General features: G+C 69.2%; 29 protein-coding genes. 13 read left to right on the top strand and 16 right to left on the bottom strand.

Annotated elements, in window-relative coordinates:
- Positions 1-121: 121 nt before the first annotated feature.
- Positions 122-1330, bottom strand: coding sequence for an acetyl-CoA C-acetyltransferase (locus HHL28_RS02575; protein ID WP_075771612.1), 1209 nt, complete (start codon positions 1328-1330; stop codon positions 122-124).
- Positions 1331-1441: 111 nt separating this feature from the next.
- Positions 1442-1888 (bottom strand): YbaN family protein, encoded by a 447-nt coding sequence (locus HHL28_RS02570; protein WP_083699185.1) that lies wholly within the window; start codon positions 1886-1888, stop codon positions 1442-1444.
- Positions 1889-2028: 140 nt separating this feature from the next.
- Here HHL28_RS02570 and HHL28_RS02565 point away from each other — a divergent pair, with 140 nt between their 5' ends.
- The 3 genes from HHL28_RS02565 (at position 2029) to HHL28_RS02555 (ending at position 3401) form a co-directional block, all read left to right on the top strand.
- Positions 2029-2685 (top strand): glutathione S-transferase family protein, encoded by a 657-nt coding sequence (locus HHL28_RS02565; protein WP_169654619.1) that lies wholly within the window; start codon positions 2029-2031, stop codon positions 2683-2685.
- Between the two features lie 75 nt (positions 2686-2760).
- Entirely contained in the window at positions 2761-3012 is a 252-nt protein-coding gene (locus HHL28_RS18200) for a type II toxin-antitoxin system Phd/YefM family antitoxin (RefSeq protein ID WP_075771609.1), read from the top strand.
- Positions 3009-3401, top strand: coding sequence for a type II toxin-antitoxin system VapC family toxin (locus HHL28_RS02555; RefSeq protein WP_083699184.1), 393 nt, complete (start codon positions 3009-3011; stop codon positions 3399-3401). Before HHL28_RS18200 ends, HHL28_RS02555 begins: the two co-directional genes overlap by 4 nt.
- A gap of 4 nt (positions 3402-3405) precedes the next feature.
- Here the strand turns inward: HHL28_RS02555 and lon are convergent, their stop codons facing one another.
- The 4 genes from lon to HHL28_RS02535 form a co-directional block, all read right to left on the bottom strand.
- Positions 3406-5817, bottom strand: coding sequence for an endopeptidase La (gene lon / locus HHL28_RS02550; protein WP_075771608.1), 2412 nt, complete (start codon positions 5815-5817; stop codon positions 3406-3408).
- Between the two features lie 13 nt (positions 5818-5830).
- Positions 5831-6238: an Hsp20/alpha crystallin family protein gene (locus HHL28_RS02545; RefSeq protein ID WP_075771607.1), complete on the bottom strand. Its 408-nt coding sequence runs from the start codon at positions 6236-6238 to the stop codon at positions 5831-5833.
- 307 nt (positions 6239-6545) lie between these two features.
- Positions 6546-7058: a metallophosphoesterase gene (locus tag HHL28_RS02540; RefSeq protein ID WP_075771606.1), complete on the bottom strand. Its 513-nt coding sequence runs from the start codon at positions 7056-7058 to the stop codon at positions 6546-6548.
- Between the two features lie 137 nt (positions 7059-7195).
- Positions 7196-8458: a UbiH/UbiF/VisC/COQ6 family ubiquinone biosynthesis hydroxylase gene (locus HHL28_RS02535; RefSeq protein WP_404326332.1), complete on the bottom strand. Its 1263-nt coding sequence runs from the start codon at positions 8456-8458 to the stop codon at positions 7196-7198.
- Between the two features lie 252 nt (positions 8459-8710).
- Between HHL28_RS02535 and HHL28_RS02530 the strand changes: the two genes are divergently transcribed.
- The 4 genes from HHL28_RS02530 (at position 8711) to HHL28_RS02515 (ending at position 13287) form a co-directional block, all read left to right on the top strand.
- Positions 8711-9049 (top strand): P-II family nitrogen regulator, encoded by a 339-nt coding sequence (locus HHL28_RS02530; protein ID WP_075771605.1) that lies wholly within the window; start codon positions 8711-8713, stop codon positions 9047-9049.
- A 187-nt stretch (positions 9050-9236) separates the two neighbouring features.
- Positions 9237-9521: a hypothetical protein gene (locus HHL28_RS02525; protein ID WP_075771604.1), complete on the top strand. Its 285-nt coding sequence runs from the start codon at positions 9237-9239 to the stop codon at positions 9519-9521.
- A gap of 644 nt (positions 9522-10165) precedes the next feature.
- Complete coding sequence (locus HHL28_RS02520; protein WP_169654617.1) at positions 10166-12631, top strand: efflux RND transporter permease subunit; 2466 nt, start codon at positions 10166-10168, stop codon at positions 12629-12631.
- Positions 12628-13287, top strand: a complete 660-nt coding sequence (locus tag HHL28_RS02515) for an efflux RND transporter permease subunit (protein WP_169654615.1) — start codon at positions 12628-12630, stop codon at positions 13285-13287. Before HHL28_RS02520 ends, HHL28_RS02515 begins: the two co-directional genes overlap by 4 nt.
- Positions 13288-13476: 189 nt before the next feature.
- On the opposite strand, the gene HHL28_RS02510 is transcribed toward HHL28_RS02515, so the two are convergent.
- From HHL28_RS02510 to HHL28_RS02500, 3 genes are read right to left on the bottom strand one after another with little or no spacing between them, the layout of a single operon-like run.
- A complete protein-coding gene (locus HHL28_RS02510) occupies positions 13477-13770 on the bottom strand; it encodes a PspC domain-containing protein (protein ID WP_075771602.1) in 294 nt (97 codons plus the stop codon).
- Positions 13771-13821: 51 nt separating this feature from the next.
- Positions 13822-14484, bottom strand: a complete 663-nt coding sequence (locus HHL28_RS02505) for a PspA/IM30 family protein (protein WP_075771601.1) — start codon at positions 14482-14484, stop codon at positions 13822-13824.
- Between the two features lie 46 nt (positions 14485-14530).
- A complete protein-coding gene (locus HHL28_RS02500; RefSeq protein ID WP_075771600.1) occupies positions 14531-14737 on the bottom strand; it encodes a hypothetical protein in 207 nt (68 codons plus the stop codon).
- A gap of 383 nt (positions 14738-15120) precedes the next feature.
- Between HHL28_RS02500 and HHL28_RS02495 the strand changes: the two genes are divergently transcribed.
- Both HHL28_RS02495 and rnhA read left to right on the top strand, forming a co-directional pair.
- Positions 15121-16101 carry a homoserine kinase gene (locus HHL28_RS02495; RefSeq protein WP_075771599.1) on the top strand — a complete coding sequence of 327 codons (981 nt, stop codon included), beginning with the start codon at positions 15121-15123 and terminating at the stop codon, positions 16099-16101.
- A gap of 2 nt (positions 16102-16103) precedes the next feature.
- Entirely contained in the window at positions 16104-16556 is a 453-nt protein-coding gene (gene rnhA / locus HHL28_RS02490) for a ribonuclease HI (RefSeq protein WP_075771598.1), read from the top strand.
- 209 nt (positions 16557-16765) lie between these two features.
- Here the strand turns inward: rnhA and HHL28_RS02485 are convergent, their stop codons facing one another.
- A complete protein-coding gene (locus HHL28_RS02485; protein ID WP_075771597.1) occupies positions 16766-17248 on the bottom strand; it encodes a peroxiredoxin in 483 nt (160 codons plus the stop codon).
- Between the two features lie 359 nt (positions 17249-17607).
- Between HHL28_RS02485 and HHL28_RS02480 the strand changes: the two genes are divergently transcribed.
- The 4 genes from HHL28_RS02480 to HHL28_RS02465 all read left to right on the top strand — a co-directional run bounded on the left by HHL28_RS02480 (position 17608) and on the right by HHL28_RS02465 (position 20285).
- A complete protein-coding gene (locus HHL28_RS02480) occupies positions 17608-18180 on the top strand; it encodes a YqgE/AlgH family protein (RefSeq protein WP_075771596.1) in 573 nt (190 codons plus the stop codon).
- A 135-nt stretch (positions 18181-18315) separates the two neighbouring features.
- A complete protein-coding gene (locus HHL28_RS02475) occupies positions 18316-19122 on the top strand; it encodes a DUF3108 domain-containing protein (protein WP_075771595.1) in 807 nt (268 codons plus the stop codon).
- Between the two features lie 150 nt (positions 19123-19272).
- Positions 19273-19779: a peptidoglycan-associated lipoprotein Pal gene (gene pal / locus HHL28_RS02470; RefSeq protein ID WP_075771594.1), complete on the top strand. Its 507-nt coding sequence runs from the start codon at positions 19273-19275 to the stop codon at positions 19777-19779.
- 74 nt (positions 19780-19853) lie between these two features.
- Positions 19854-20285, top strand: coding sequence for an OmpA family protein (locus HHL28_RS02465; protein WP_083699182.1), 432 nt, complete (start codon positions 19854-19856; stop codon positions 20283-20285).
- On the opposite strand, the gene HHL28_RS02460 is transcribed toward HHL28_RS02465, so the two are convergent.
- From HHL28_RS02460 to HHL28_RS02435, 6 genes are all read right to left on the bottom strand, one after another.
- Positions 20275-20580 carry a hypothetical protein gene (locus tag HHL28_RS02460; protein ID WP_404326328.1) on the bottom strand — a complete coding sequence of 102 codons (306 nt, stop codon included), beginning with the start codon at positions 20578-20580 and terminating at the stop codon, positions 20275-20277. The two genes, HHL28_RS02465 and HHL28_RS02460, sit on opposite strands and share 11 nt — an antisense overlap.
- 233 nt (positions 20581-20813) lie before the next feature.
- On the bottom strand, positions 20814-22307 hold the full coding sequence (locus tag HHL28_RS02455; RefSeq protein WP_075771592.1) for a carboxypeptidase M32: 1494 nt from the start codon (positions 22305-22307) through the stop codon (positions 20814-20816).
- A 10-nt stretch (positions 22308-22317) separates the two neighbouring features.
- Positions 22318-23061, bottom strand: coding sequence for an SURF1 family protein (locus HHL28_RS02450; RefSeq protein WP_075771591.1), 744 nt, complete (start codon positions 23059-23061; stop codon positions 22318-22320).
- A 127-nt stretch (positions 23062-23188) separates the two neighbouring features.
- A complete protein-coding gene (locus HHL28_RS02445; RefSeq protein WP_075771590.1) occupies positions 23189-24055 on the bottom strand; it encodes a cytochrome c oxidase subunit 3 in 867 nt (288 codons plus the stop codon).
- Between the two features lie 66 nt (positions 24056-24121).
- Positions 24122-24817 carry a cytochrome c oxidase assembly protein gene (locus HHL28_RS02440; protein ID WP_083699181.1) on the bottom strand — a complete coding sequence of 232 codons (696 nt, stop codon included), beginning with the start codon at positions 24815-24817 and terminating at the stop codon, positions 24122-24124.
- Positions 24699-24986, bottom strand: coding sequence for a hypothetical protein (locus HHL28_RS02435; RefSeq protein WP_169654613.1), 288 nt, complete (start codon positions 24984-24986; stop codon positions 24699-24701). Before HHL28_RS02435 ends, HHL28_RS02440 begins: the two co-directional genes overlap by 119 nt.
- Positions 24987-24997 lie beyond the last annotated feature (11 nt).

Below are 24997 nucleotides of genomic sequence, written 5' to 3'. Positions count from 1 at the left end.
CTTGTTCTTGTCGTAGGTCGGATTAGCGGGCGCCAGCCCGCGTAATCCGACGGCAAACGGATCGGTATGGGATCGTCGGATTACGCGCTTCCAGCGCTAATCCGACCTACGAATCAACCGGTCACACCCGCTCGATGATCGTGGCCGTGCCCATGCCGGCCCCGACGCAGAGGGTGGCGAGGCCGGTGGCGGCGTCGCGGCGTTCCATCTCGTCCAGCAGCACGCCCAGGATCATGGCCCCGGTGGCGCCCAGCGGGTGGCCCATGGCGATGGCACCGCCATTCACGTTGATCCGGTCATGGGGCACCGACAGGGCGTCCATGAAGCGCAGCACCACGGCGGCGAAGGCCTCGTTCAGCTCCCACAGCTCGATGTCGGCAGCGGTCATGCCGGCCTTCTTCAGGGCCTTCTCCGCGCTGAAGCTGGGGCCGGTCAGCATGATGGTCGGCTCCGAGCCGACGGAGGCGAAGCTACGGATACGGGCGCGGGGCTTCAGGCCCAGCCGCTCCCCCGCCTCCCTTGTGCCCACCAGCACCCCGGCCGCCCCGTCCACGATGCCGGAGCTGTTGCCGGCGTGGTGGACGTGGTTGATGCGCTCCACCTCCGGGTAGCGCTGCACCGCCACCCCGTCGAAGCCATAATTGGCGCCAAGGTCGGCGAAGGACGGGTTCAGCGAAGCCAGCGACTGCATGCTGGCATCCGGCCGCACCGTCTCGTCCCGGTCCAGCAGGGTGAGGCCGATCACGTCCTTCACCGGCACCACCGACCGGGCGAAGCGCCCCTCCCCCCAGGCCTGGGCGGCGCGGCGCTGGCTCTCCACGGCATAGGAATCCACGTCGTCGCGGCTGTAGCCGTACTTGGTGGCGATCAGGTCGGCGCTGATGCCCTGGGGCACGAAATAGGTCTTGATGGCAACGGCAGGGTCCGTGGCCCAGGCACCGCCGTCGCTGCCCATGGGCACGCGGCTCATGCTCTCCACCCCGCCGCCGATGGCCAGGTCCGCCTGGCCGGACATCACCTTGGCGGTGGCCATGTTCACCGCCTCCAGCCCCGAGGCGCAGAAGCGGTTCACCTGCACCCCGGCCACGGACTGGTCATAGCCGGCGTTGATGGCGGCCACGCGGGCGATGTTGGCCCCCTGCTCCCCCACCGGGCTGACGCAGCCCAGGATGACGTCGTCCACCGCGGCCGTGTCCAGGGCGTTGCGGTCGCGCAAGGCGTGCAGCACCTGGGTGGCAAGCTGGATCGGCGTCACCTCATGCAGGCTGCCGTCCTTCTTGCCCTTGCCGCGGGGCGTGCGGGCGGTGTCGAAGATATAGGCGTCGGCCATGGCGGACGTGTCCTTCCCCTGGGTTCCCGGCCCGCGTTGCCCGCGGCGCCTTCCGTATTGGGAAGGGAGTGTCGAACGGTTGTTTGAGCTTTGCAAGGGGGCGGAAGCGCCTTAACGCGCCTTCGGCACGGGCCGCGTGGCGATGAACAGGCCGGTGCAGACCAGGGTGACACCCACGCCCCACAGCACCGCCGGCCGGTCCGAGGTGGCGTAGACCAGCCCGAAGGACACCCCCATCATGCCGATGGCCAACAGCTTGGCCCGGGTGGGGATGGCGCCCTGGTCGCGCCAGTCCCTGAGGTAGGGGCCGAAGCGGGGATGGGCCAACAGCTTCTCCGCCCGCTCGGGGTGGGAGCGCATGTAGGCCCAGACCGCCACCAGCAGGAAGGGCGTCGTGGGCAGCACCGGCAGCACGGCCCCGGCCGCCGCCAGCGCCACGCAGACATAGCCCAGTGCCAGGAAGAAGACACGACCCCGCCCGCCCGTCGGCGCGCGTGGTGCTGCCGGGGCGTCCAAGGGTGCCTCCGGGGCGGCGGGCCGGGCTTGGGGAACGTCCATGGCGGAAGTCTGGGGCCGCGCGGGCCGGGGCGCAAGGGGGTGGCGACTGATAATCGTTCACATGCCGCTGTCCGGCCGTGCGGGGCGGCGGGCGCAGTGCTATAGACCCTCTACCAACAAAGGATGCATTGGAGGACAGGTTGATCACGATCTACGGCATGGCAGGCTCACCCTATGTCAGCCGGGTGCTGTTCCAGGTTCGGGCGAAGGGGCTGGAGCACACGCTGAAGCCGGCGCCCTTCGGCACGCCCGAGTTCAAGGCGATGAACCCCATCGGCAAGGTGCCGGTGCTGGACCATGACGGCTTCATACTGCCGGAAAGCGCCGTGATCTGCGAATACCTGGAGGACGCTTTCCCCACCCCGTCCCTGCTGGGCACCAACCCCCAGGCGCGGGCCAAGGCGCGGCTGGTGGGCCGCACGGTGGACCTGTACTGCCAGGATATGGGGGAGATGCTGCGGGCCGGCATGGACCCCAGCCACAAGATCGACATGGAGGCGGCCCGCGCCCGGCTGGACAAGGGGCTGGACGCGCTGGAGGTGTTCCTGGCCGATGACGCTTATGCCGCCGGGCCTGAGGTCACCCTGGCCGACTGCACCCTGGTGGGCTGGCTGTTCTACGCCCGCATGTTCTGGGCGCGGGGCAACGACGACCTGGCGACCCGGCCGAAGCTGCGCCGCTATGTGGAGTTCGTCTCCGCCCAGCCCCTGGTGCAGCAGCTCTGGTCCGACATGGACACGGCCTTCCGCGCCTTCCTGGCCAAGTTCGCGGCGCAGCGGGCGGCGCAGGCCGGTTGACACCCGCCCGGCGGCCCGGTTGACGGCCGGGCCGCCGCCGCCCATCATGATGGGGACACGCGTGGGAGCCCCGCCATGTCCATCCAAGTCCCCGTCGCCAAGGCCAAGGCCGACCTCGACACCCTCCTCGCCCGCGCCGAGGCGGGGGAGGACGTCCTCGTCACCCGCGAGGGCAAGCCGGCGGTGCGGCTGGTGGTGGTCAACGACCAGCCGGGGCGCAAGCCCGTCCGCTTCGGTGACTTGGCGCACCTGGGCATCAGGGTGCCCGACGATATCTCCCTGCCGGACGACTTGATCGACGATTTCTACAAGACGTCGCTGCCGTGAACGGGCCGGGGATCATCCTCGACACGCACATCTATCTCTGGCTTAGGCTGGAGCCAGGGCAGCTTACGAAAGGCGAAGCGGCCGCCATCGCTGAGGCGTCAATCTGCTTCGTCAGCACGGTGGTGCTGTGGGAAATCGGCACACTATCCCGCATCGGCCGTCTGCCCTGGAACCCGAAGCTGTTCGACGTACCCGAGGAAATGGCCCTGCTGACGGTGGAGCCTCGGCACTGTGCCCGCTACGCCACCCTGCCCCTGCTCCACCGGGACCCGTTCGACCGGATGCTGGTGGCCCAAGCCGCGGTGGAGCGGTTGCCCTTGCTGACCCGGGATGGACCCTTGCAGGCCTATGGGCAGCAGGGCTTGGTGACCCTGCTGCCCACGCTTTAGGCCCTCACTCCGCCGCCTGGGCGGCCTGGTGGCAGGAGGCGCCGAGGTCGTCGCCCAGGGCGCAGGCGATGGCCTGGTCCACCGTCTCCAGCCAGACGAACTTCAGCCGGTTGCGGGCGTCCTCCGGGATGTCGTCATAGTCCCGGCGGTTGCGGGCCGGCAGCATGACGGTCTTCACCCCGGCAAGCGCCGCGGCGGTCACCTTCTCCTTGATGCCGCCCACGGGCAGGACGAGGCCGCGCAAACTGATCTCCCCCGTCATCGCCACGTCGGCCCGCACGCTCCGCCCGGTGAGGAGGGAGGTCAAGGCGGTGAACATGGCGACACCGGCGGACGGGCCGTCCTTGGGCGTGGCGCCGGCCGGGACGTGGACGTGGATGTCCTGCTTGTCCAAATCCTCGGCCTTGATGCCCAGGGCGGGGGCCCGGCTCTTCAGCAGGGACAGGGCCGCCTGCACGCTCTCCTTCATCACGTCGCCGAGTTGGCCGGTGAGGACCAGCTTGCCGTTGCCGGGGTAGCGGCTGGCCTCGATGAACAGGATGTCGCCGCCCACCGGGGTCCAGGCCAGGCCCGTGGCCACGCCCGGCAGGGCCGTGCGCAGGGCCACCTCGTTCTCGAACCGCTTGCCGCCCAGGATGGCCTGGAGGTCGTCCGGCCCGATGGTGATCTGCTCCGCCTCCCCGCTGGCGATGCGGACGGCGGCGTTGCGCAGCACCGCCCCCACCTGCCGCTCCAGGGAGCGCACGCCCGCCTCCCGCGTGTAGCCCATGATGATGGCGCGCAGGGCCTCATCCGTGATGGCGACCTGCTCCGGCTTCAGGCCGTTGGACTTCAGCTGCCGGTCCACCAGGTAGCGGCGGGCGATCTGGAGCTTCTCCTCCTCCGTGTACCCGGCGAGGGAGATCACCTCCATCCGGTCCCGCAGGGGGCCGGGGATGTTTTCCAGCATGTTCGCGGTAGCGATGAACATCACCCGCGACATGTCGAACGGCACGCCCAGGTAGGTGTCACGGAAGCTGTTGTTCTGCTCCGGGTCCAGCAGCTCCAACAAGGCAGCGGACGGGTCGCCATGGAAGCCCTGGCCCAGCTTGTCCACCTCGTCCAGCATCAGCACGCAGTCGCGGCTGCCGGCCTTCTTCAGGGCCTGGATGATAGTGCCGGGCAGCGCCCCCACATAGGTGCGCCGGTGGCCGCGGATCTCGCTCTCGTCATGCACGCCGCCCAGGGCCACACGCTGGAACTTGCGCCCCGTTGCGCGGGCGATGCTCTGGCCCAGGCTGGTCTTGCCCACGCCCGGCGGCCCGACGAAGCAGAGGATGGGGCTCTTGCCCTCCGGGTTCAGCTTGCGGACGGCCAGGAACTCCAGGATGCGCTTCTTGATCTTCTCCAGGCCGAAATGCTCGTCATCCAGGATGGCGCGCGCCTCCTTCAGGTCGATCTCCTTGGCCGTCTCCACGGCCCAGGGCAGCTCGGTCAGCCATTCCAGGTAGGTGCGGACCATGCCGTACTCGGTGGCGGCCTCCGGCATGCGCTCCAGCCGCTTCAACTCCTTGCGGGCCTGGGCCTCCACCTCCTCGGGCATCTTCGCCTTGTCGATGGCCTGGGACAGCTCCTCCACCTCGGTGGCCTTCTCGTCGGCCTCCCCCAGCTCCTTCTGGATGGTGCGGAGCTGCTCGCGCAGCAGGTACTCCCGCTGGCGCTTGTCCACGTTCTCCTTGGTCTGCTGGCTGATCTCCTTGGTCAGGCGCATCACCTCGATGCGGCTGTTCAGGACGGACAGGACGCGGTCCAGCCGCTGCCGCAGGTCCAGGACCTCCAGCAGGTCCTGCTTCTCCGACGGGCCGATGTCCAGGTACGTGGCCACCATGTCCGCCAGCAGCGGGGCTGACGTCATGGCCTGGATGGCGGCGCCCATCTCCTGCGGGGCGTTGGGCAGCAGGCTCACCGCCTCCAGCGCCCGGTCGCGCAGCAGGTAGAAGCGGGCCTGGATCTCCGCGTCCTGGGTCTCGGCCTCGCTGACCCGCTCCACCCGGGCCACCATGAAGGGCCAGCCCTCCAGCCATTCCTTGACGTGGAAGCGCTGCTCCCCTTGGACCACCAAGTGGTGGGTGCCGTCGGGGGCGGTCAGGTAGCGCAGGACGTTCGCCACCGTGCCGGTCTGGTACAGGTCGTCGCCCGACGGTTCCTCCGTCCCCTCCTGCTTCTGCAGCAGGATGCCCAGGGGGCGGCCGCTGCGGGCGGCCTCCTGCGCCGCGGCGATGCTGCGCTTGCGGCCGATGGCCAGCGGCAGGACCACGCCGGGGAACAGCACGATGTTGCGGGCCGGCAGGACGATCATCGTGTCCGGCGGCAGTTGGGCGATCCGGGACTCCGCGGTGCCGGCGGAGGCGGTCTCGTTCACGTTCATCTCAGCCATGTCTCAAAACCCCTCACGCCTTGTGCAGGACCACCAGCAGGCAACCGTCCACCAGCTCGCGCCGGCCGATGCCCACCACCGTGGGCGGCAGCTCGATCCGTCGCTCGAAGCGGCCATAGGGCAGCTCCAGCCGGTGCACCAGGGCCGCCTCGCCATGCTCCACGGGGAAGGAGCGCTCCCCCACCACCAGGAGCGTGCGGCCGTCCAGCAGCACGTCGAGCTGGTCCTTGTGGACGCCCGGCAGGGCCACGCAGATGCGGTATTCGCCCTCCGTCTCGAACACGTCGACGGGGGGTTGCCAGCCCGGCTTGGCCGAGGCGGCGGGGACGGGGGAGAAGGATTGTCGGTGCATGCGCTCGACCCGGTCGAGCAGCTCCACCGCCTGCGCCCACATGAAAATGCGGGGGTCGCGTTGGGACATGGTTGTTGGCTTCCTTCAGATCGGAACACCGGCCGCCGCCCTCCCCCGAACAGGCAGGAGGGCGGAAGCGTTGCCAAGGAGATGTGGCGGTTCGCCGGAGAAATAAAAGGGGTCGCCTTTCACCCCCGCCCGGGAACCCTACACCGTCATCCCGGCGAAAGCCGTGACACAGGAGCCCCAAACACCGGCGGTGTGGTTCAGCCGCTCACAAGCCAATAGCGGAGATGTCGCGCCCCTGACCCCGGGTCCCGGCTTTCGCCGGGATGACGGGGCTTCTGTTTTCTACAGAGGTGTTGGCTCGGAGACCTTACTTCTTCAACCTCTTCCCGAACCTTGCCTTGATTTCCGCCAGCGTCACCGGCCGGAAGTCCCAGACATCCACGCCCACGTCCACCTGCCGGGTCATGCCCTTCAACTGGCCATGGCTGTGGCCGTGCAGGTTCCAGGCGCCCTTGTACAGGCCGTTCCAGGTGCGGAAGGCGTAGTGGCCCAGGACCAGCCGCGTCTCGTCCACCATCAGCTCGGCATAGTCGCCGACGCTGGCCCAGCCGGGCAGCCGCTTGGTGGCGGCGCTGTCGTTGTTGCCGCAGAGCAGGTGCTTGGTGCCGTTCAGGCTGCCCAGGATCTCCGCCATCCGCTCCGGCCCGTGCTTCAGGGCGAAGTCGCCCAGATGCCAGACCTCATCCCCCGGCCCCACTGCCTCGTTCCAGCGGGCCACCATGGCGGCATCCATCTCTGCCACGCCGGCGAAGGGCCGGCGGAACCGGCTGATCGCGCCGGCATGGCCGAAATGCTGGTCGGAGGTGAAGAAAATGGGCATGGCACTCGTAGGTCGGATTAGGTCCGAGAGGACCGTAATCCGACGTCAACATCCGTGGGGGCCCGTCGGATTACGCGCTGGGTCCGCAACCATCCACGCGGTGCCGTCGGATTACGCGCCGCCGGCGCTAATCCGACCTACAAAGCCTCGCCCTTCACCATCCTTGGCAGGTCGCCCACCACGCCCATGGCGTGCCGCATGAACATGCGCTTCAGGGGCCGGAAGGGCGGCAAGGTGTTGATCGCCGCCATGCCCAGGCGACGGGCGGCGGCCAGGGGGGCGATGTCGTTGCTGAACAGGCGGGTCAGGGCGTCCGTCGTGGCCAGCAGGCTGACCGTGTCGAAGCGGCGCCAGCGCTGGTAGCGCTCCAGCACGTCGGAGGAGCCCACGTCCAGGCCCAGGCGGCGGGCGTCCACCACCACCTCTGCCAGCGCCGCCACGTCGCGGATGCCCACGTTCAGCCCCTGGCCGGCGATGGGGTGCATGCCGTGGCAGGCCTCCGACACCAGGGCCAGCCGCTGGTCGATGTAGCGCTCCGCATGCATCAGGCCCAGGGGATAGGCGGCACGGGGGCCGATGGGGCGGATGCGGCCCAGCCAGTCGCCCACCCGGTGCCGCAGCTCCGCCGTGAAGCGGGCCTCCGGCAGCTTCAGGTACCAGGGCGCCATCTCCGCCCGCTCGCTCCAGACGATGCTGGTGCGGTTGCCGGTCAGGGGCAGCATGGCGAAGGGGCCGGACGGCAGGAACAGCTCCACCGCCGTGCCGCCATGGGGCAGCTCATGCTCGATGTTGGTGATGATGGCGTGCTGGCCGTAGGACCAGGAGGTCAGCTTGATGCCGGCGCTCTCCCGGCAGAAGCTCTTCTTCCCGTCGGCGCCGACCACCAGGCCCGCCTTGACCTTGCGCCCGTCGGCCAGGGTGACGGTGGCATGGCTCGCCCCCCGCTCCAGCCCGGTGACGGCCACGGGGGCCAGGTGGACCACGTTCGACAGCTCCGCCAGCCGCCGCATCAGGGCGTGGCGGATGACGCGGTTCTCCACGATCCAGCCGAAGGGCTTGTCCCCCACCTCCCGGTGGTCATAGTGCAGGAACAGTGGGTCGTTCTGGTCGGTGACGCGGATGTCCAGGATCGGCCCCGCCTCATCCGCCATGTATTGCCAGACCCCCGCCCCGTCCAGCACCCGGGCCGAGCCATAGGCCACGGCGGTGGTGCGGCCGTCGAAGGCCGTCGCCATCTGCGCCTCGGGCGGGTCGCGGTCCACCACGACGGTGGGCACGCCGGCCGTGCCCAGGGCACAGGCCATGGTCAGGCCACCCAGGCCCCCGCCCACCACCACCACGTCGGCGGTCAGGGTCTCAGGCTTGGTGGCGGCGGCGGGGGATGCGGTGTCGGTCATCATGGGGCGTAAGGTTGCGCGCTTGGCCTGCGATGTCCAGGGGCCGATCCGCCGCAGCATATGCCTGCTTTTTGGGCAGCTACTGCCCATGGTTGCGCCTTTCCCTGCCAGGGCACCCGGTTCTGCCCGCGTTTTCCGCCACCACGGACGTCGGCACGGTTCTTGTAAGTGCTGTGGGCAGCAAGGCGCGGCAGGGGGGACCCGTGACGCCGTCGCCAAGGGAGCCAAGGTTTTCAATTCCGGAGGGAAAGCGCGATGAAGCTCGTCATGGCCATCATAAAGCCGTTCAAGCTGGACGAGGTGCGCGAGTCCCTGACCGCGCTGGGCATCCAGGGCCTGACCGTCAGCGAGGTGAAGGGCTTTGGCCGCCAGAAGGGCCAGACCGAGATCTACCGCGGGGCGGAGTACTCGGTCAGCTTCCTGCCCAAGGTGAAGGTCGAGGTGGCCGTCGCCGACGAGCAGGTGGAGGGCGTGGTGGACGCCATCCAGAAGGCCGCCAACACCGGCCGCATCGGCGACGGTAAGATCTTCGTCCTGGACGTGGTCCAGGCCGTCCGCATCCGCACGGGCGAGACCAACGCGGACGCCTTGTAAGCACCGACATCCCGAGACTCTGCCTTCCCTGCGGCGGCAGGGACCCTGGCCAAGGACCCTTGGCCACGGCGCCAACGGCCAGCGAGGCCCGGGCCCCCACCGCGATGGGGGAGGCAGAGTCCAATGTCGGCGGACACCTATTGTTGAAAGCGGTCGGGCGCGTTATCTTCCACCGGGAGAGGTGGCCATGGACGACGCCCGACCAGCCTTTGCGGCCCTGAAGGATGAACAGGTGGCAGTCAGCCGGGAGACGGCGGACCGTCTTGATGCGTCTGTCGCTATCGCGACGGAGATGGTGGAGTATGCCGACCCGCTGCCGGATTGCGATGCAGACGGCAGGCCGTTCTTCCAGGTGATCGCGCCGCCGGACATCCGCGAATACACGTTGGTTCGTGAAGCCGACGATACCGATGAAAGCTATGCGAAGCGTGTTGCCCTATTTGACAGGGTTCTCACGGCGGGCGGGTACTGAGTTTGTCGATCTACGCTTCTGGTGAGTGGGTCCGGTGTCGCTTCCCAGAGGATGAGCTTGACCGCAAGGATTTGCCAGGGCCAAAGGTCCGCGTGGCATAAGTCTTGGGTTCGTTCGTCAGGAGCAACGGGGAGACCGTTGTCCTTGCGTACACGACAACCCAGATCGGCCCAGTAGGGTCAGCTTTGCCCAAAGGCGTGCGGGACTTTGATCTGCGGCAAGCCATGGCAGAGGGCCAGAGGCAGCCTTTCAGGCTTGATCTTCGCCGGCTTGCATACCTTCCGCCGACCCAGGCGTTCTTCCCTCGTATTCATGAACCTGATCGGGGTGTGCTGGGCAGGGCCAAACCTGGGCTCAGGCAAGCCATCGAAGCGCTTTTGGATGAGGCTTCCGCGGCCCGCCTCATCCAGACCACCGGCCCCGCCCGCCCCCGCTGACCCGCGGAAACCCTGGCATTTACCCGCCCGTTACACTTCGTAACCCCGCCGTTTCCAAGTGACCGGGGCGGGTTACGTGCCCCGGTTGTATGGTCCCCGCAGCGACCGGACGACGCGGCCCCCGCCCTGGGCCGCGCGGCCGGCATCGCCGTCGGCCGCGGGGCCCGCCCATCCTTCCCCGCGCCCGGCCACGGGGGGAGGATACCCATGGACATCGTGAAGCTTGGATTGCGCAACCCGGCGGCCCTGCTGGTGGCCGTGCTGGTGGTGGTGGCCGCCGGCATCTACAGCGCCCTGACCCTGCCGGTGCAGCTGTTCCCGGAGATCGAGCAGCCCACCATCGGCGTCACCGCCAGTTGGCGCGCCGCCTCCCCCCAGGAGGTCGAGAGTGAGATCCTGGAACCCATCGAGGACGTGTTGCAGGGCCTTCCCGGCGTGACGGAGATGCGCGGCGGCGCCAACCCGGGCTTCGCCTTCGTCACCCTGACCTTCAGCATCGACACGGACATGCAGCGGACGCTGCTGGACGTGATCAGCCGGTTGAACCGCCTGCCCACCCTGCCCGCGGACGCGGACCCGCCGCGCATCACCATCGGCGGCGGCGGGCCCGGCGGGGCCAACGCCAACGACACGCTGATCTTCTACTTCATCCAGAAGCTGCCCGGCACCTCCGGCAGCCTGCGGGACCAGTACGACTACATCAACAACGACGTGATCCCCCGCATCGAGGCCATCGAGGGCGTGGCCCGGGTGGACTGGGGTGCCGGCGGCGGCGGCGGGCCGGAGCATGAGGTGCAGGTGGTCTTCGACCCCTACCGCATGGCCCAGTTCGGCATCACCATCCCCCAGGTGTCCCAGGTGGTGGGCCGGGCCCAGGACGTGACCGGCGGCTTCGTGGATGACGGCCGCCGCACCTACACCGTGCGCTACAAGGGCCGCTTCCAGCCGGAGCAGCTGTCCGCCCTGATCCTGGAATGGCGCGAGGGCCGGCCCATCCGGCTGGGCGACGTGGCTGAGGTGAAGGTCGACCTGGAGCGGCAGTTCGACTACTCGTTCCAGAACGGCAACGAGGCCGTGGGCCTGCGGGTGATCCGGGAACAGGGCGCCAACGTGCTGGCCACCCTGAACGAGGTGAAGCGCGTCTTCGCGGAGATGCGCGACGGGGAGATGAAGGCCCGCGGCCTGACCAACAACCAGAGCTTCGACCCCAGCGTCTACATCAACAATGCCATCAGCCTGCTGACCGGCAACCTGGTGTCCGGCATCGTGCTGGCGGTGGCGGTGCTGTGGCTGTTCCTGCGGCGCACGCAGTTGACCCTGCTGGTGGCCATCACCATCCCCATCTCCCTGCTGAGCCTGTTCGCCGTGCTGGCCATCACCGGCCGGTCCATCAACGTGATCAGCCTGGCCGGCCTTGCCTTCGCCGTGGGCATGGTGATCGACAGCGCCATCGTGGTGCTGGAGAACATCGTCCGCATGCGGGAGCGCGGGCATGACCCCGACACCGCCAGCCATGAGGGCGCGCGGCGGGTGATCTCCGCCCTGTTCGCCTCTGCCGCCACCACGGTGGTCACCTTCGTGCCCATCGTCTTCATGAAGGAGGTGGAAGGCCAGATCTTCGCCGACCTGGCCCTGACCATCGCCGTGGGCGTGACCATCAGCCTGATCGTCTGCGCCACCGTGCTGCCCGTGGCCGCCAGCCGCTGGATGAAGCTGACCCCCAGCATGTCGGGGGAGGCCCGCTGGGTGGATTGGCTGAGCCTGAGGATCATGCACCTGACGGCCAACAACCGCCGCCGCATCGTGGTGATCGTCGCCCTGGTGGGGGTGAGCCTGGGCGGGTCCTGGCTGCTGTTCCCGTCCATGTCCTACCTGCCGCCGGTAAAGCGCGACAGCGTGGACGCCTTCCTGAACTTCCCCGTGGGCACCAGCGTGGACCTGAACCGGGAGGAGGTGGGGAAGGTCGTGGTGGAGCGGCTGATGCCCTACTACCTCGGCGAGAAGCAGCCCAAGGCCAAGAACTTCTACGTCATCGGATTCCCCGGCGGCGGGTCGGTCGCCGTGCGGCTGGAGGACGAGTCCCGCCTGGACGAGATGATGAAGATCATGCGGGAGGAGATCCTGGTGGGCTTCCCCGACGTCCAGGCCTTCGCCAACCGCGGCAACCTGTTCGGCGGCCTGGGCGCGGAGGGCACCGTGTCCCTGCATTTGCAGAGCAGCGACGCCGACGGGCTGGCGGACGCCGCGTCCCGCGGGTTGCAGGTGCTGCGGGACGCCTTCCCCGGCGTGGCCGTGTTCAGCGACCCCAACCCGGAGATGGCCCAGCCGGAGCTGGCCGTGATCCCCGACGACCAGCGCATCCAGGAGGTGGGCTGGACCCGCACCCAGGTGGGCAGCGTGGTCCGGGCGCTTGGCGACGGCCTGTTCCTGGGGGAGCAGTTCGACGGCAAGGACCGGCTGGACATCATCCTGCGCGCCCCGGAATGGACCGGGCCGGAGGAGCTGGAGGCCGTGCCGGTGGCCACCCCGTCCGGGGCCGTGGTGCCGCTGGGCGACCTGGTGGACGTGGTGCGGTCGGTGGGGCCGGCCAATATCTCCCGCATCGACGGCAAGCGCACCATCAGCCTGAACATCCAGCCGGGGAGGACATCGCCCTGGAGGACGTGCTGGTGAAGCTGCGCACGGAGATCGAGCCGCAGCTGAAGGCCATGCTGCCGCCGGACGGCACCATCCGCTATGGCGGCAGCGCCGACCGGCTGGACGCCACGGTCAGCGCCATGGCCAAGAACTTCATCCTGGCCCTGGGCCTGCTGTTCCTGCTGATGGCCCTGCTGTTCCGCTCCGCCAAGGACAGCGCCATGGTGATGATCTCCATCCCGCTCGCCACGGTGGGCGGGCTGGCGCTGCTGGACGTGACCAACCTGTTCACCTTCCAGCCGCTGGACCTGCTGACCATGATCGGGTTCATCATCCTGCTGGGCATCGTGGTGAACAACGCCATCCTGCTGGTGGATGAGACGCGCCGCTGCGAGCTGGAGGGCAAGGGCCGGGCGGAGGCCGTGCACATCGCCCTGCGCAGCCGCATCCAGCCCATCTTCATGGGCACACTGACCACCGTGGCCGGCATGGCCCCGATGATCGTCGTGCCCGGTGAGGGCAGCGTGATCTACCGCGGCATCGCGGCGGTGATCACCGGCGGCCTGGCGGTCAGCACGGTCTTCACCCTGCTGCTGCTGCCGGCCCTGCTGCGCCTGGGCGAGAAGCCCCGGGCCGAGGCCGTGCCGGTGAACCAGGACGACCCGCCGGTGCGGCGGGTGGCGGCGGAGTGAGGTCGGCCCCACGGAGACACCCCCCCAACCCGCCCCCTCTCCCCGGCGGGGAGAGGGGGCGGGTTGGGGGGGAAGTCGCAGAAAGACCGTAAGGCCAAATAGAAAAGCCCCGCCCACCTCCCCCTCGGGGATGGTGGGCGGGGCCGGATGCGGGGCGACCCGCCCGTCGCCCCGCAAGCCCGTGCGGCCTTACCAGCGGCTGCGGTCGTAGCGGTCCTCGCCCAGGGGGCCGTAGCGGTGGACGAAGGCGTCGTAGCGGCTGATGGGACGCTTGTTCAGGACCAGGGCGCCCACGACATAGGCCAGCAGGGTCGGGCCGGTCAGGAACACCAGGCCCAGGATGGCCAGCAGGCGGATGAACCAGGTCTTCACCCCCAGCCACCCGGCGACCCCGGCGCAGATGCCGAAGATCATGCCGTTCGCGGGGTCCTTGCACAGCTTGCGGGACCGGGCGTTGCGGGTGATGTGGTCGAAGGTGGTCACGTCTCTCTCCATCTCGTCAGGTGTCTCGTTCAAGTCAGGTCCGGCGCGCGTTCAACGCGCCCCGACCCGTGTCTTCAGGGCTTGCAGGTCGGCCTTGACCCGTTCCTCGCTCTCCAGGGCGGCCAGTTCCTCCGCCAGGGTGCGGCGGCGGCCCATGGTGGCCACGTCGCCGGCGGCCTCCACCCGGTCGATGTCGCGCTCCAGCTCCACGCAGCGGGCCAGGGCCTCGTCCAAGCGGCCGTCGTTCAGGCTGGTGCGGACCCTCAGCCGCTCCACCGCGCCGCGGTAGCGGGCGGCCAGGCTGCGGCGGCGACCTTGCGCGTCGGCCAGCTTCGCCTCCAGCTTGCGGGCATCCTCGCCCAGCTCAGCGATGGCCTTCTCCAGCACGTCCAGTTCCTCCCGGGCCGGGTTGGCGGCGCGGCGCACCTGCTCCCGGTTCCAGAGCGCGGCCTTGGCCAGGTCCTCCCGGCCGTGGGACAGGGCCAGCTCGGCCTTGCGCTCCCACTCCAGCATCTCGAACTCGGCGGCGCGCCAGGCCTCGGCGGCATCTTTGCGCTCGGCGATCAGCCGGACCGTGCCGCAGCGCACCTCGGACAAAGCGTCCTCCAGGGCGCGGATGGCCTGGTTCAGCGCCAGCTCGGGATCCTCGGACCGCTCCACCAGGGCGGAGAGGTTGGCGTTGATCACGTCACCGAGGCGATCGATCAGGCCCATGGTCTTGGTCCTTGTCTGGGAATGTGTCGGTCAGGTTTGGCGGCGGTCAGAGGATCTCGATGATCGCGGCCACGATCAGCAGGGCGGAGGCCAGGATGGGCAGCAGCTCGGCGCCGGTCAGCACCTCGGCCAGGCGGTTGGGCCACTCGCCGGTGCGGGGGGCCACCTGGGTCTGGTTGAAGGTCATGTCGGTCATCGTCGTCTCCGTCGGTCGGCCCCGGTGGGGCGGCATCTCGTCGGCCTTGCCGGCCATGCCTCCCTATCAGCAACCGCCGTGCCAAGTGCTGGAAGCCGCGGATTTCCTCACATTTCCGGAATCGCGCCGGCCTGGGCGCCACATCGCCGCCATTGTGTGGCGGTTTCCGCCACTTTCTGAATGGCGCCGCCATGTGAGTTCCATCTCCACCCGAAGGCCACCAGGATTGGAATTAGGACCTGGATTTTCTGCTTCCCCTGCGAAAGCAGGGGCCCACAGTTCTTCAACCAGGGTGACGTTGCCTGGCGGGTCAAAAGCCGTGGACTCCTGCTTACGCAGGGGAGGCAGTCGAGCCAGGGGGAAACGGGCTGCTGCCATGTTGGCGGATCCAGGACAGTGGTCGCATTGACCGCGGGCCGCGCTTCGGCTACCCACCCACCATGGCCGTCTACACCGAAGTCTCCGACGAGGATGTCCGTTCCTTCGTCGCCCAGTACCCGCTGGGCGAGGTGGTGTCCTGCAAGGGCATCGCGGAGGGGGTGGAGAACAGCAACTTCCTGCTGGTGACGGAGTCCGGGCCGTTCATCCTGACCCTCTATGAGAAGCGGGTGGACCCGGCCGACCTGCCCTTCTTCTTAGGCTTGATGGAGCATCTGGCCGCCAACGGCGTCACCTGCCCCCAGCCGGTGCGCGCCCGCGACGGGGAGGCCCTGCGTACCCTGTGCGGCCGGCCCGCCGTGCTGGTGACCTTCCTGAAGGGCATGTGGCCCCGCCGCATCCTGCCGGAACATTGCGCCGGACTGGGCGCGGGGCTGGCGAGCCTCCACCTGGCCGGCGCCGGCTTCCCCCTGAAGCGGCGCAACGCCCTGTCCGTCCAGGGCTGGCGCCCCCTGTTCGAGGCCAGCGCCCCCCGGGCGGATGAGGTGAAGCCCGGCCTGCGCGACGCGCTGGCGGCGGAGCTGGACCATCTGGAGAGATCCTGGCCCGCGGACCTGCCCGCCGGGGTGATCCATGCCGACCTGTTCCCGGACAACGTCTTCTTCCGCGACGGCAAGCTGTCTGGCCTGATCGACTTCTACTTCGCCTGCGACGACCTGCTGGCCTATGACGTGGCCATCTGCCTGAACGCCTGGTGCTTCGAGCCGGACGGCAGCTTCAACATCACCAAGGCCCGGCTGCTGCTGGCCAACTATGCCCGCACCCGACCCCTGTCGGCGGCGGAACTGGCCGCCTTGCCCCTGCTGGCCCGGGGCAGCGCCATCCGTTTCCTGCTGACCCGGCTTTATGACTGGTTGAACACGCCCGCTGGGGCCATGGTCCGGCGCAAGGACCCGCTGGAATACCTGCACAAGCTGCGCTTCCACCAGCAGGTGCGCACCGTGGCCGAATACGGCCTCGACCCCGCCAGCCTGGGGCTCTGAGCATGGCCGAGGACAAGGTGGTCGACGCCTATACCGACGGGGCGTGCAGCGGCAACCCCGGCCCCGGCGGCTGGGGTGCCATCCTCCGCTGGAACGGGGTGGAGAAGGAGCTGAAGGGCGGGGAGCCCGCCACCACCAACAACCGCATGGAGCTGATGGCCGCCATCGAGGCCCTGTCCGCCCTGAAGCGCCCCATGGCCGTGCGCCTGCACACCGACAGCCAGTATGTGAAGAACGGGATCACCACCTGGATCCACGGCTGGAAGAAGAACGGCTGGAAGACCGCCGGCAAGGACCCGGTGAAGAACGAGGACCTCTGGCGCCGCCTGGATGACCTGGTCGCCAAGCACCAGGTGGAATTCCATTGGGTCAAGGGCCACGCCGGCCACCCCGAGAACGAACGCGCCGACGAGCTGGCACGCGAGGGGCTGCGGGAGGCACGGGAGGGGTTCTGAGCGGAACGGCGGCGTCTCGCTGCTACGGCCCCCTCACCCCGACCCTCTCCTCGGTAGGAAGAGGGGGTTTATGGGCGCAAAGTCCTACTTTCGAATTCGAAAGTCGGCTTTCTGTCTCAATACCCTTCAGGCGGGCCGACTTCCCCCTCTCCCCCCCGGGGAGAGGGTCGGGGTGAGGGGGAAACCCGGGTGCCGAACTGGCCCGCCCGTCACACCTGCTTCAGCACATACTCCGCGCTGGACACCTCGAAGGCGCCGGGCTTCTCCACATACAGGCCCTTCACCACGCCGTCCTCCGCCACCAGGGCGAAGCGCTGGCCGCGGTGGCCGAGGTTGTAGGCGGTGCCGTCCATCTCCAGGCCCAGGGCCTTGGTCAGGGCGCCGTTGCCGTCGGGCAGCATGGTGATCTTGCCGGCCACGTTGTTCTGCTTGCCCCAGGCCTGCATCACGAACGGGTCGTTGACGGCCATGCAGACGATCTCCTGCACGCCCTTGGCCTTCAGCTCCTCCGCATGCTCGACGAAGCCCGGCAGGTGCTTGGCGGAGCAGGTGGGCGTGAAGGCGCCGGGGACGGAGAACAGGACGACCTTCTTGCCTTTGAAGATGTCGTCGGTGCTGATCTCCTGCATCCCGGACTCGGTCAGGTGCTTCAGGGTCACGGACGGGATGCGGTCGCCCACATTGATGCTCATCTCTATCTCCTCCCGGGAGTTGGACTGGGGCCCGAAACAGGGACGTGCGGTCCACGCCCCAGGGGAGCCCGCCTGGGGCAATCGCACTCACGCCAAGCTTCTACGGTCCGGCCGCGCCGGGGGCAAGGGGCTGCCTCAGCGGGGGTGCGGGCTATCCTTCCGGCCCGCCCCCCTTGCGCGCCGGGGCGGGCGGGGCAACCTTTCACGAAAGCGCGGGTTTCCCCTTGGCAGACGGGCGGCCCGACGGCCAGCGGCGACGGGGAATAGGCCCGACGCCCCGCCCTGTGCTACGATTGCTTGTTGACGGTGCGGGGCCCTTCCCGGGCCAGCCTGGACCCAGACCGGATGAGCGGACGCCCATGAAGGTATCAGAGATACGCCACAGCCTGACCGGCCAGGTGCTGATCGCCATGCCGCAGATGCCCGACACGCGCTTCGCCCGCAGCGTGATCTACATGTGCGCGCACACGCCCGAGGGGGCCATGGGGCTGGTGGTGAACCGGCTGTTCAACGGCATCGACTTCGAGGAGCTGCTGGAGCAGTTGGAGATCGATACCCAGGACCTGGCCGGCGACCTGCGTATCCATTATGGCGGCCCGGTGGAGCCCGGGCGCGGCTTCGTGCTGCACTCCACCGACTACATGCAGGACGGCACGCTGCAGGTGGACGACGACGTGGCCCTGACCGCCACGGTGGACATCCTGCGCGCCATCGCGGAGGGCCGCGGCCCGAAGCAGAGCTTCCTGGCCCTGGGCTATGCCGGCTGGGGGCCGGGGCAACTGGACCAGGAGATGCAGACCAACGGCTGGCTGCACGCGCCGGCCGACTCGGCCCTGCTGTTCGACCCGGACCTGGACACCAAGTGGGAACGGGCCATCGCCAAGCTGGGCGCCAGCCTGTCCATGCTGTCGGCGGAGGTCGGCCACGCGTGAGGCGGTCTTTATAGGTCGGATTAGCGGGCGAGAGCCCGCGTAATCCGACAGTCGCCCTGTGATCCCCGGCATATCCCCCTGTTGGCGTCGGATTACGGTGCTGGCGCACCTAATCCGACCTACGGACCGGGGACCATGCTAAGACCCTTCCTGTTGATCTGCCTCCTCCTCCCCTCCCCCGCCCTGGCGGCGCCGGGGGCGGCCACCTATGGCTATGACGTCTATGTGGGCGGGCTGAAGCTGGGGCGGATGACGTTGCAGACCCAGGTGCAGGGGGATGCCTACACCCTGGCCGTCGGGGCCAGGCCCGGCGACCTGCTGGCCCGGCTGATCAACTGGTCCTACGTGGCAGAGGCGGGCGGCCGGTTCGGCGGGCCCGCCGGGGTGCAACCCCAGCGCTTCCACAGTGAGCGCACGCTTCGCGGCAAGTCCCACACCCAGGACATGGCCTATGCCCCCGACGGCACGGTCACCACCAGCCATGTCCCCGCCCAGTCGGCGGAGGATGAGGCCGCGGTGCCGCCGGACCAGCGGGCGGGCACGGTGGACCTGCTGTCCGCCGCGGCCGCCATCTCCCGCGCCGTGGAGGCAAAGGACGGCCGCTGCGAGGTGCGGGTGCCGGTCTATGACGGGCGCCGCCGCTATGACGTGGAGGCCCGGCCCCTGAAGCCGCGCAGCATCGAGAAGTCCGACTACACGGCCTATGAGGGGCAGGCCATCGGCTGCCGCGTGCTGGTCCACCCGGTGGCGGGCTTCCGCCAGGCCAAGCGGAACGAGCAGAACTTCTGGACCATCGCCCCGGACGGCAAGCCCAGGGGCTTCGACCTGTGGCTGGGCCGCCCCGCCCCCGGCGACCCGCTGGTGCCGGTGCGGCTGGAGGCGAAGGAGCTTTTCTATGCCGACGTCATCGGCCACTTGGCCGCCGTGGACCGGCCCGAGTGAGGCGGGGTAGTGCGCCGAAAACACACCCGTATTTTGCCGGACACACGCCTTTTCCCCGTCCCGGTCCTGCCCCGGACCTGCCCCAATCGAACGGCGTAGTCGCCCTGTGACCAAAAACGGTCGCGGGGATTGACACAAGGGGAACCGACCATGGGGAACACCGCCCGACTCTTCGCCTTCGGCCTGCTGGCCCTGGGCCTCACCGCCTGCTCCACCACCGGCGGCGACAGCGCCAACACCAGCGGGGGCGGCAGCGGCAGCCAGACCGCCCAGCTCACCCAACCCGTGCAGGCCGTGCAGTCCACCGAGAACCCCTTCCTGACGGCGGGGGCCGGCGACCGGGTGTTCTTCCCCCTGGACCGCTATGACCTGAACCCGGAGGCGACCTCCGTCCTGGAGAAACAGGCCGCTTGGCTGCGCCAGAACCCGACCGTCCGGGTCATCGTCGAGGGACATGCCGACGAGCGCGGCACCCGCGAGTACAACCTGGCCCTCAGCCAGCGCCGGGCCGAGTCGGTTCGCCGCTACCTGGAGACCGCCGGCATCGACACGGCCCGGGTAACCACCATCGCCTATGGCAAGGAACGCCCTGCCGTGGCCGGCAGCAACGAGGCCGCCTGGGCCCAGAACCGCCGGGCGGTGACGGTGGTGAACTGACGCCCTCCCCTGGCCCCGCCCGGCCTTGCGGGGCCGGGCGGGGCGGGAAATGATGGAAGTGAAGGGGGGCGGAGATGGATCGGCGAAAGCTGTTGCTGGCCTGTGTGGCACTCACGCTGGCACCCCTGGGTGCCGCGGCGGCAGGGGTGTCGCCAAGTTCCCATGGCCTGACCGTGCCATTGCGGGTGATCCTGCCGTTCGGCCATGACCGGATTGATCTGGGGCCGGAGGCGCTGGTGGCTGTGGAGGAGCAGGCCCGCACCCTGGTCCGTGACCCGGCCTTGGCCGTGCGGCTGGAAGGCCATGCCGACGACACCAGCAGCCCCGAATACGCCATCGGCCTGGGCCAGCGGCGGGCGGACGCGGTCAAGACCCGCCTCCAGGCCCTGGGCATCGCCCCCAACCGCATCACCACCATGAGCTACGGCCGCGAACGCCCCGCCGTGCCCGGCGACAGCCCCGAGGCACGGGCCCAGAACCGGCGGGTGGAGATGGTCATCCAGTAAGGGCTGACGGAGGCCGCTTGTCCCCCACCCGCCACCGCCATGCCAGGTCCGCCCCATGGGCCAGCAGGGACCCCACCAGGGCCGCCGCCACCCACCCCCACCCCGCTCCCACCAGCGCCGCCCGCAGCGCCAGCATCAGGCACAGGCCGGCGGCGAGGTTCACCAGGAAGGGCCGCAACGCCGGCCCCCGGCCCGTCCGCCAGCGGTAAAGCGCCACGCCCAACCCCTCCAGCAGGGCCAGGGCGATGGCGATGTCGACGATGCGGCCGGAGGTGAAGAAGTCAGCCAATGTCATGGGGGCATGCAGGTGGGGTTGTGGGGATGAACGTTGCCCCTGCGTCCCCTCCCCCATAGGGGGAGGGACAGGGAGAGGGGTTGGGCCTTTTCCGGAAAGGGGAACCTGCGGCAAGGACCTGCTGTCCCAGGCTGGCCTCCCCTCACCCTGTCCCTCTCCCCCTGGGATAGGAGACGTAACGCAGCCGTTCGACCAAGCTTCCACCGCGAGGAAATAAGGAGGAAGGGGGTCACTCACCCCAAATACCGCCGCTCCAGGTGCGCCTGGAACACGCCCGCGTCCAGCGGCTTGCCGGTGGCCTGGATCAGCAGCTCCCGCGTGGTCAGGAAGCGGCCCCAGCGGTGGACCTTGTCGCGCAGCCAGCCCACCAGGGGCCCGAACTCCCCGCGGCCCAGCTGGTCCTCCAGCCCGGGGATGTCGTTGAGTGCCCCCTGGAAGAGCTGGGCGGCCATCATGGCGCCCAGGGTGTAGGTGGGGAAATAGCCCCACAGCCCCATGGGCCAGTGCAGGTCTTGCAGGCAGCCGACCCCGTCGTCCGGCGGGGTGATGCCCAGCAGGCCGCGCAGCCCCTCGTTCCAGGCGGCGGGCAGGTCGGCGATCTCCAACCTTCCCTCCACCATGGCCTGTTCCAGCCGCCAGCGCAGGATGACGTGGGCGGGATAGGTCACCTCGTCCGCGTCCACCCGGATCAGGGTCCGCTGCACCTGCCGGAAGCGGCGCTGCATGTTCTCCACGGTCCAGCCGGGGCCATCCACGCCGAAGGCGGCCTTCATCTGCGGCAGCAGCCATTCCAGGAAGCGGGGATGGCGGCCCACCTGCATGTCGAAGGTCAGGCTCTGGCTCTCATGCACCGCGAGGCCGCGGGCGAAGCCCACCGGCTGCTGCATCCAGGCCTGGGGGCGGCCCTGCTCGTACAGGGCGTGGCCGGTCTCATGCAGGCTGGATTTCAGGGACTTGAACCAGTTCGCCTCGTCGAAGCGGCTGGTGATGCGCACGTCGCCGGTAGCCCCGCCGCAGAAGGCGTGCATGGTCTCGTCCACCCGGCCGGTGTAGCCGATGCGGGCGGCAAGGCCGATGGCCAGGTCCCGCTGGCCGGCGATGGGGAAGGCACCGTCCATGGGCAGGGGCGCCGGTTCCGCGGCCTGGCGCGCCTCCACCTTCTCCAGGAAGCCGGGCAGCCAGTCGGCATAGGCGTCGAACACGGGCGCGAAGTCCGCAACCCGGTTGCCGGGCTCGTACCCGTCATGCAGGGCGTCGTACAGGCCGCAGCCCAGGATCCCGGCCTTGACGGACGCCTCCTCCCGCTTGAGGGCCAGCACCTCTTCCAGCGCCGGGCGCAGGGCGGCGAAGTCGGCCTTCGGCTTGGCGGTGCACCAGGTCGCCTCTGCCCGCGAATGGGCGCGGGCCTGGGCCTCCACCAGATCGGCGGGCAGGGCGGCGGCCAGGTCGCGGACGCGGCGCATCTCCCGCAGGTTCGCCCGCTGCCAGTCGTTCAGGTCCGCCGTCCTGGCCTCCGCCTCCGCCAGCCAGTCGGCCACGCGGGGATCGGACAGCTGCTCGTGCAGCACCAACTCCAGCGCCGCCACCTGCTCCGCCCTCGACGGGGCGGCGGCGTCCGGCATCATGGTGCGGCTGTCCCAGTGCAGGATGCCCAGGGCGCCCATCAGGGCGGTGCGGCGGGCGAAAACGGATTCCAGCTTCTGGTAGGCGGAGGGCGGCAGGGTCATGCGGCAGGCCTCAGGCGCGGCGGTAACTGGCGACGATGAAGAATATAGCCAGGGTCAGGGCCAAGCCGTACCACGTAATCGCGTAGGACAGGTGGTCGTTCTTGATCTGCACCAGCGTCTGCCCACCCACCGGCAAGCCGCCCGGGTTTTCCGCCGGGCCGGCCTGCATGACCAGGGGGTCGAAGCCGGGCAGGCCCGTGGCCGCGGCCATGGCGGGCAGGTCATAGGCGAACCAGAAATTCTCCGCCGGGCGGTTCTCCGGCTGCATCCAGGCCCGGCCCTGGGGCACGCGGGCGATGCCCTGGATGGTGACGGTGCCCTGCACCTGCCCCTCGGCGCGGGTGCCGGGATCGCGGCGGTCGTTGGGGACGAAGCCCCGGTCCACCAGCAGGATGCCTGACCCATCGTCCCGGGCGAAGGGGGTCAGCACGTGGAAGCCCGCCTGCTTCGGCCCGCGGGGCGGGGTCAGGGTGCGGGGGCCGAGATACAGCTCCTTGTCATGCAGGAACCGGCCGGTGACCAGGACGGGGCGGTAGTCCCAGGATTCCGGGTCTTCCACCACGGCCGGCAAGGGCACGGGCGGGGCGTCTGTCCGGCTCTCGATCTTCCGGATCAGGTCCGACTTCCACTGCAGCCGCTGCACCTGCCAGGTGCCGAGCACGGCCAGGATGGCGACGCCCACCAGCACGAACAGGGCGGCCACGGGATTGGGGCGGAAACGGCGGGGTGCCAGGGTGGTATCGGGGGCGGTCATCTTCGTCCGCTGAGGTTCAGGATGCCCTCATCCAGATGGGGGTGCGGAAGGCGGCGGATAATGGTCCCCAGAAAGCAAAACGGCGGGGGAAACATTCCCCCGCCGCAAGCCGGCCGACGATCTGGTCTCAGTGGGCGACCCACTTCCCGCCGGCGCCCCACCAGTAGATGGCGACGAACAGGAACAGCCAGACCACGTCGACGAAGTGCCAGTACCAGGCCGCCGCCTCGAAGCCGAAATGGCTCTTCGGGGTGAAGTGGCCCTTCATGGCGCGGAACAGGCAGACGGCCAGGAACACGGTGCCGATGAACACGTGCAGGCCGTGGAAGCCGGTGGCCATGAAGAAGGTGCTGGAATAGACGTTGGTGTTGAAGGCGAAGGTGGCGTGGCTGTACTCGTACAGCTGGAAGCCGGTGAACAGCACGCCCAGGGCGACGGTGATGGCCAGGGCCGTCACGGCCTGCTTCTGGCGGCCCTCGATGATCTCATGGTGCGCCCAGGTCACGGTGGTGCCGGACAGCAGCAGGATCACCGTCATCAGGAACGGCAGGTCGAAGGGGTTGAAGGGCGTGATGCCCTTGGGCGGCCAGGTGCCGCCGGTCGCCTCGACCCGGGTGTACTGGATGGCCTCGTTGGTGAAGAGGCTGGCGTCGAAGAAGGCCCAGAAGAAGGCGGCGAAGAACATCACCTCCGACGCGATGAACAGCGACATGCCATAGCGCAGGCCGATCTTCACCACGGGGCTGTGGGCCTTCTGGACCACGCTCTCCTTCAGCACGTCGCGCCACCAGCCCCACATGCAGCCCAGCACGGCCAGCAGGCCGGCGGCCAGCAGGTACCAGCCATGGCCGTGGAACTGGAGCACCAGACCCGTGGCCAGCAGGCCGCCGGCGAAGGCGCTCAGCAGGGGCCACGGGCTCGGGTCAACCAGGTGGTAGGGCTGCTTGATCCCATCGCTGGGAACGCTGCCGGAATGGGCCTGTACGTCCGCCATCTCTCTTTTCCCTCGGTCTCGCTCAGTCGTGCCGACTTGGTTGCCGTTGTTGTCGTTCGGGTCCGGTCAGTTCGGTCGCGCCGCCGGTCCGGCCCCCGCGCCGCCCTGGGGCGGCTGGGGGGATGTCCCTTGGTAGCTTGTGGCCTTGGCACCGTCCAGGGCCTGGGCCGCCTGCGCCGGGGCCGGCTGGGCGGGCTTCGCCGCCGCCGACTGGTCCGCCGCCAGGAAGAAGGTATAGGACAGGGTGATGGTGGTGACGTCCGCCAGCTTGGGGTCGTCCGCCATGGCCGGGTCCACGAAGAAGTAGACCGGCATCTCCACCGACTGCCCGGGCTCCAGCCGCTGCTCGGTGAAGCAGAAGCACTGGACCTTGTTGAAATAGATGCCGGTCTTGTCCGGGGTCACGTTGTAGGTGGCCGTGCCCACCAGCACCTTGTCGGAGGTGTTCCTGGCGTGGAAGGTGGTGGTCGCCGCCTCCCCCACCTTGACCTGCATCTGGGTCACGGCCGGGCGGAACTGCCAGGGCAGGTTGCCGTTCACGTCGGCGTTGAAGCGCACGGTCACCGTGCGGTCCACCACGCGCTCCGACACGGCCTGCGCCACCTGGGTGGTGCCGCCGAAGCCGGTCACCTTGCAGAACAGGTCATAGAGCGGCACGGCGGCGTAGGACAGGCCCACCATGCCCGCCACGATGCCGCCCAGCGCCGCGGCGACGCGCAGGTTCTTCCGGCCCAGGTTCGGCGTCGGGTTCCCGTCGGTCATCCCGGCCCCCCTCGCTCATCCGGACGATGGCGACCACGTAGACGATGGCGACGAAGGCCACCAGCAGCAGGGCGACGGCGATGTTCTTCTGCCGCTGCCGCTTCAGCCGCTCCGCCTCTGTCTGGATGCCCGTCCCCGGTGCCACGGTCTTGTCCGTCTGGTTGGTCATGGGTCCCCTTC

Origin of the sequence: Aerophototrophica crusticola, from assembly GCF_012913305.1 — a bacterium.
GTDB lineage: Bacteria > Pseudomonadota > Alphaproteobacteria > Azospirillales > Azospirillaceae > Niveispirillum > Niveispirillum crusticola.
This window is presented reverse-complemented; position numbering and strand designations above follow the sequence as displayed.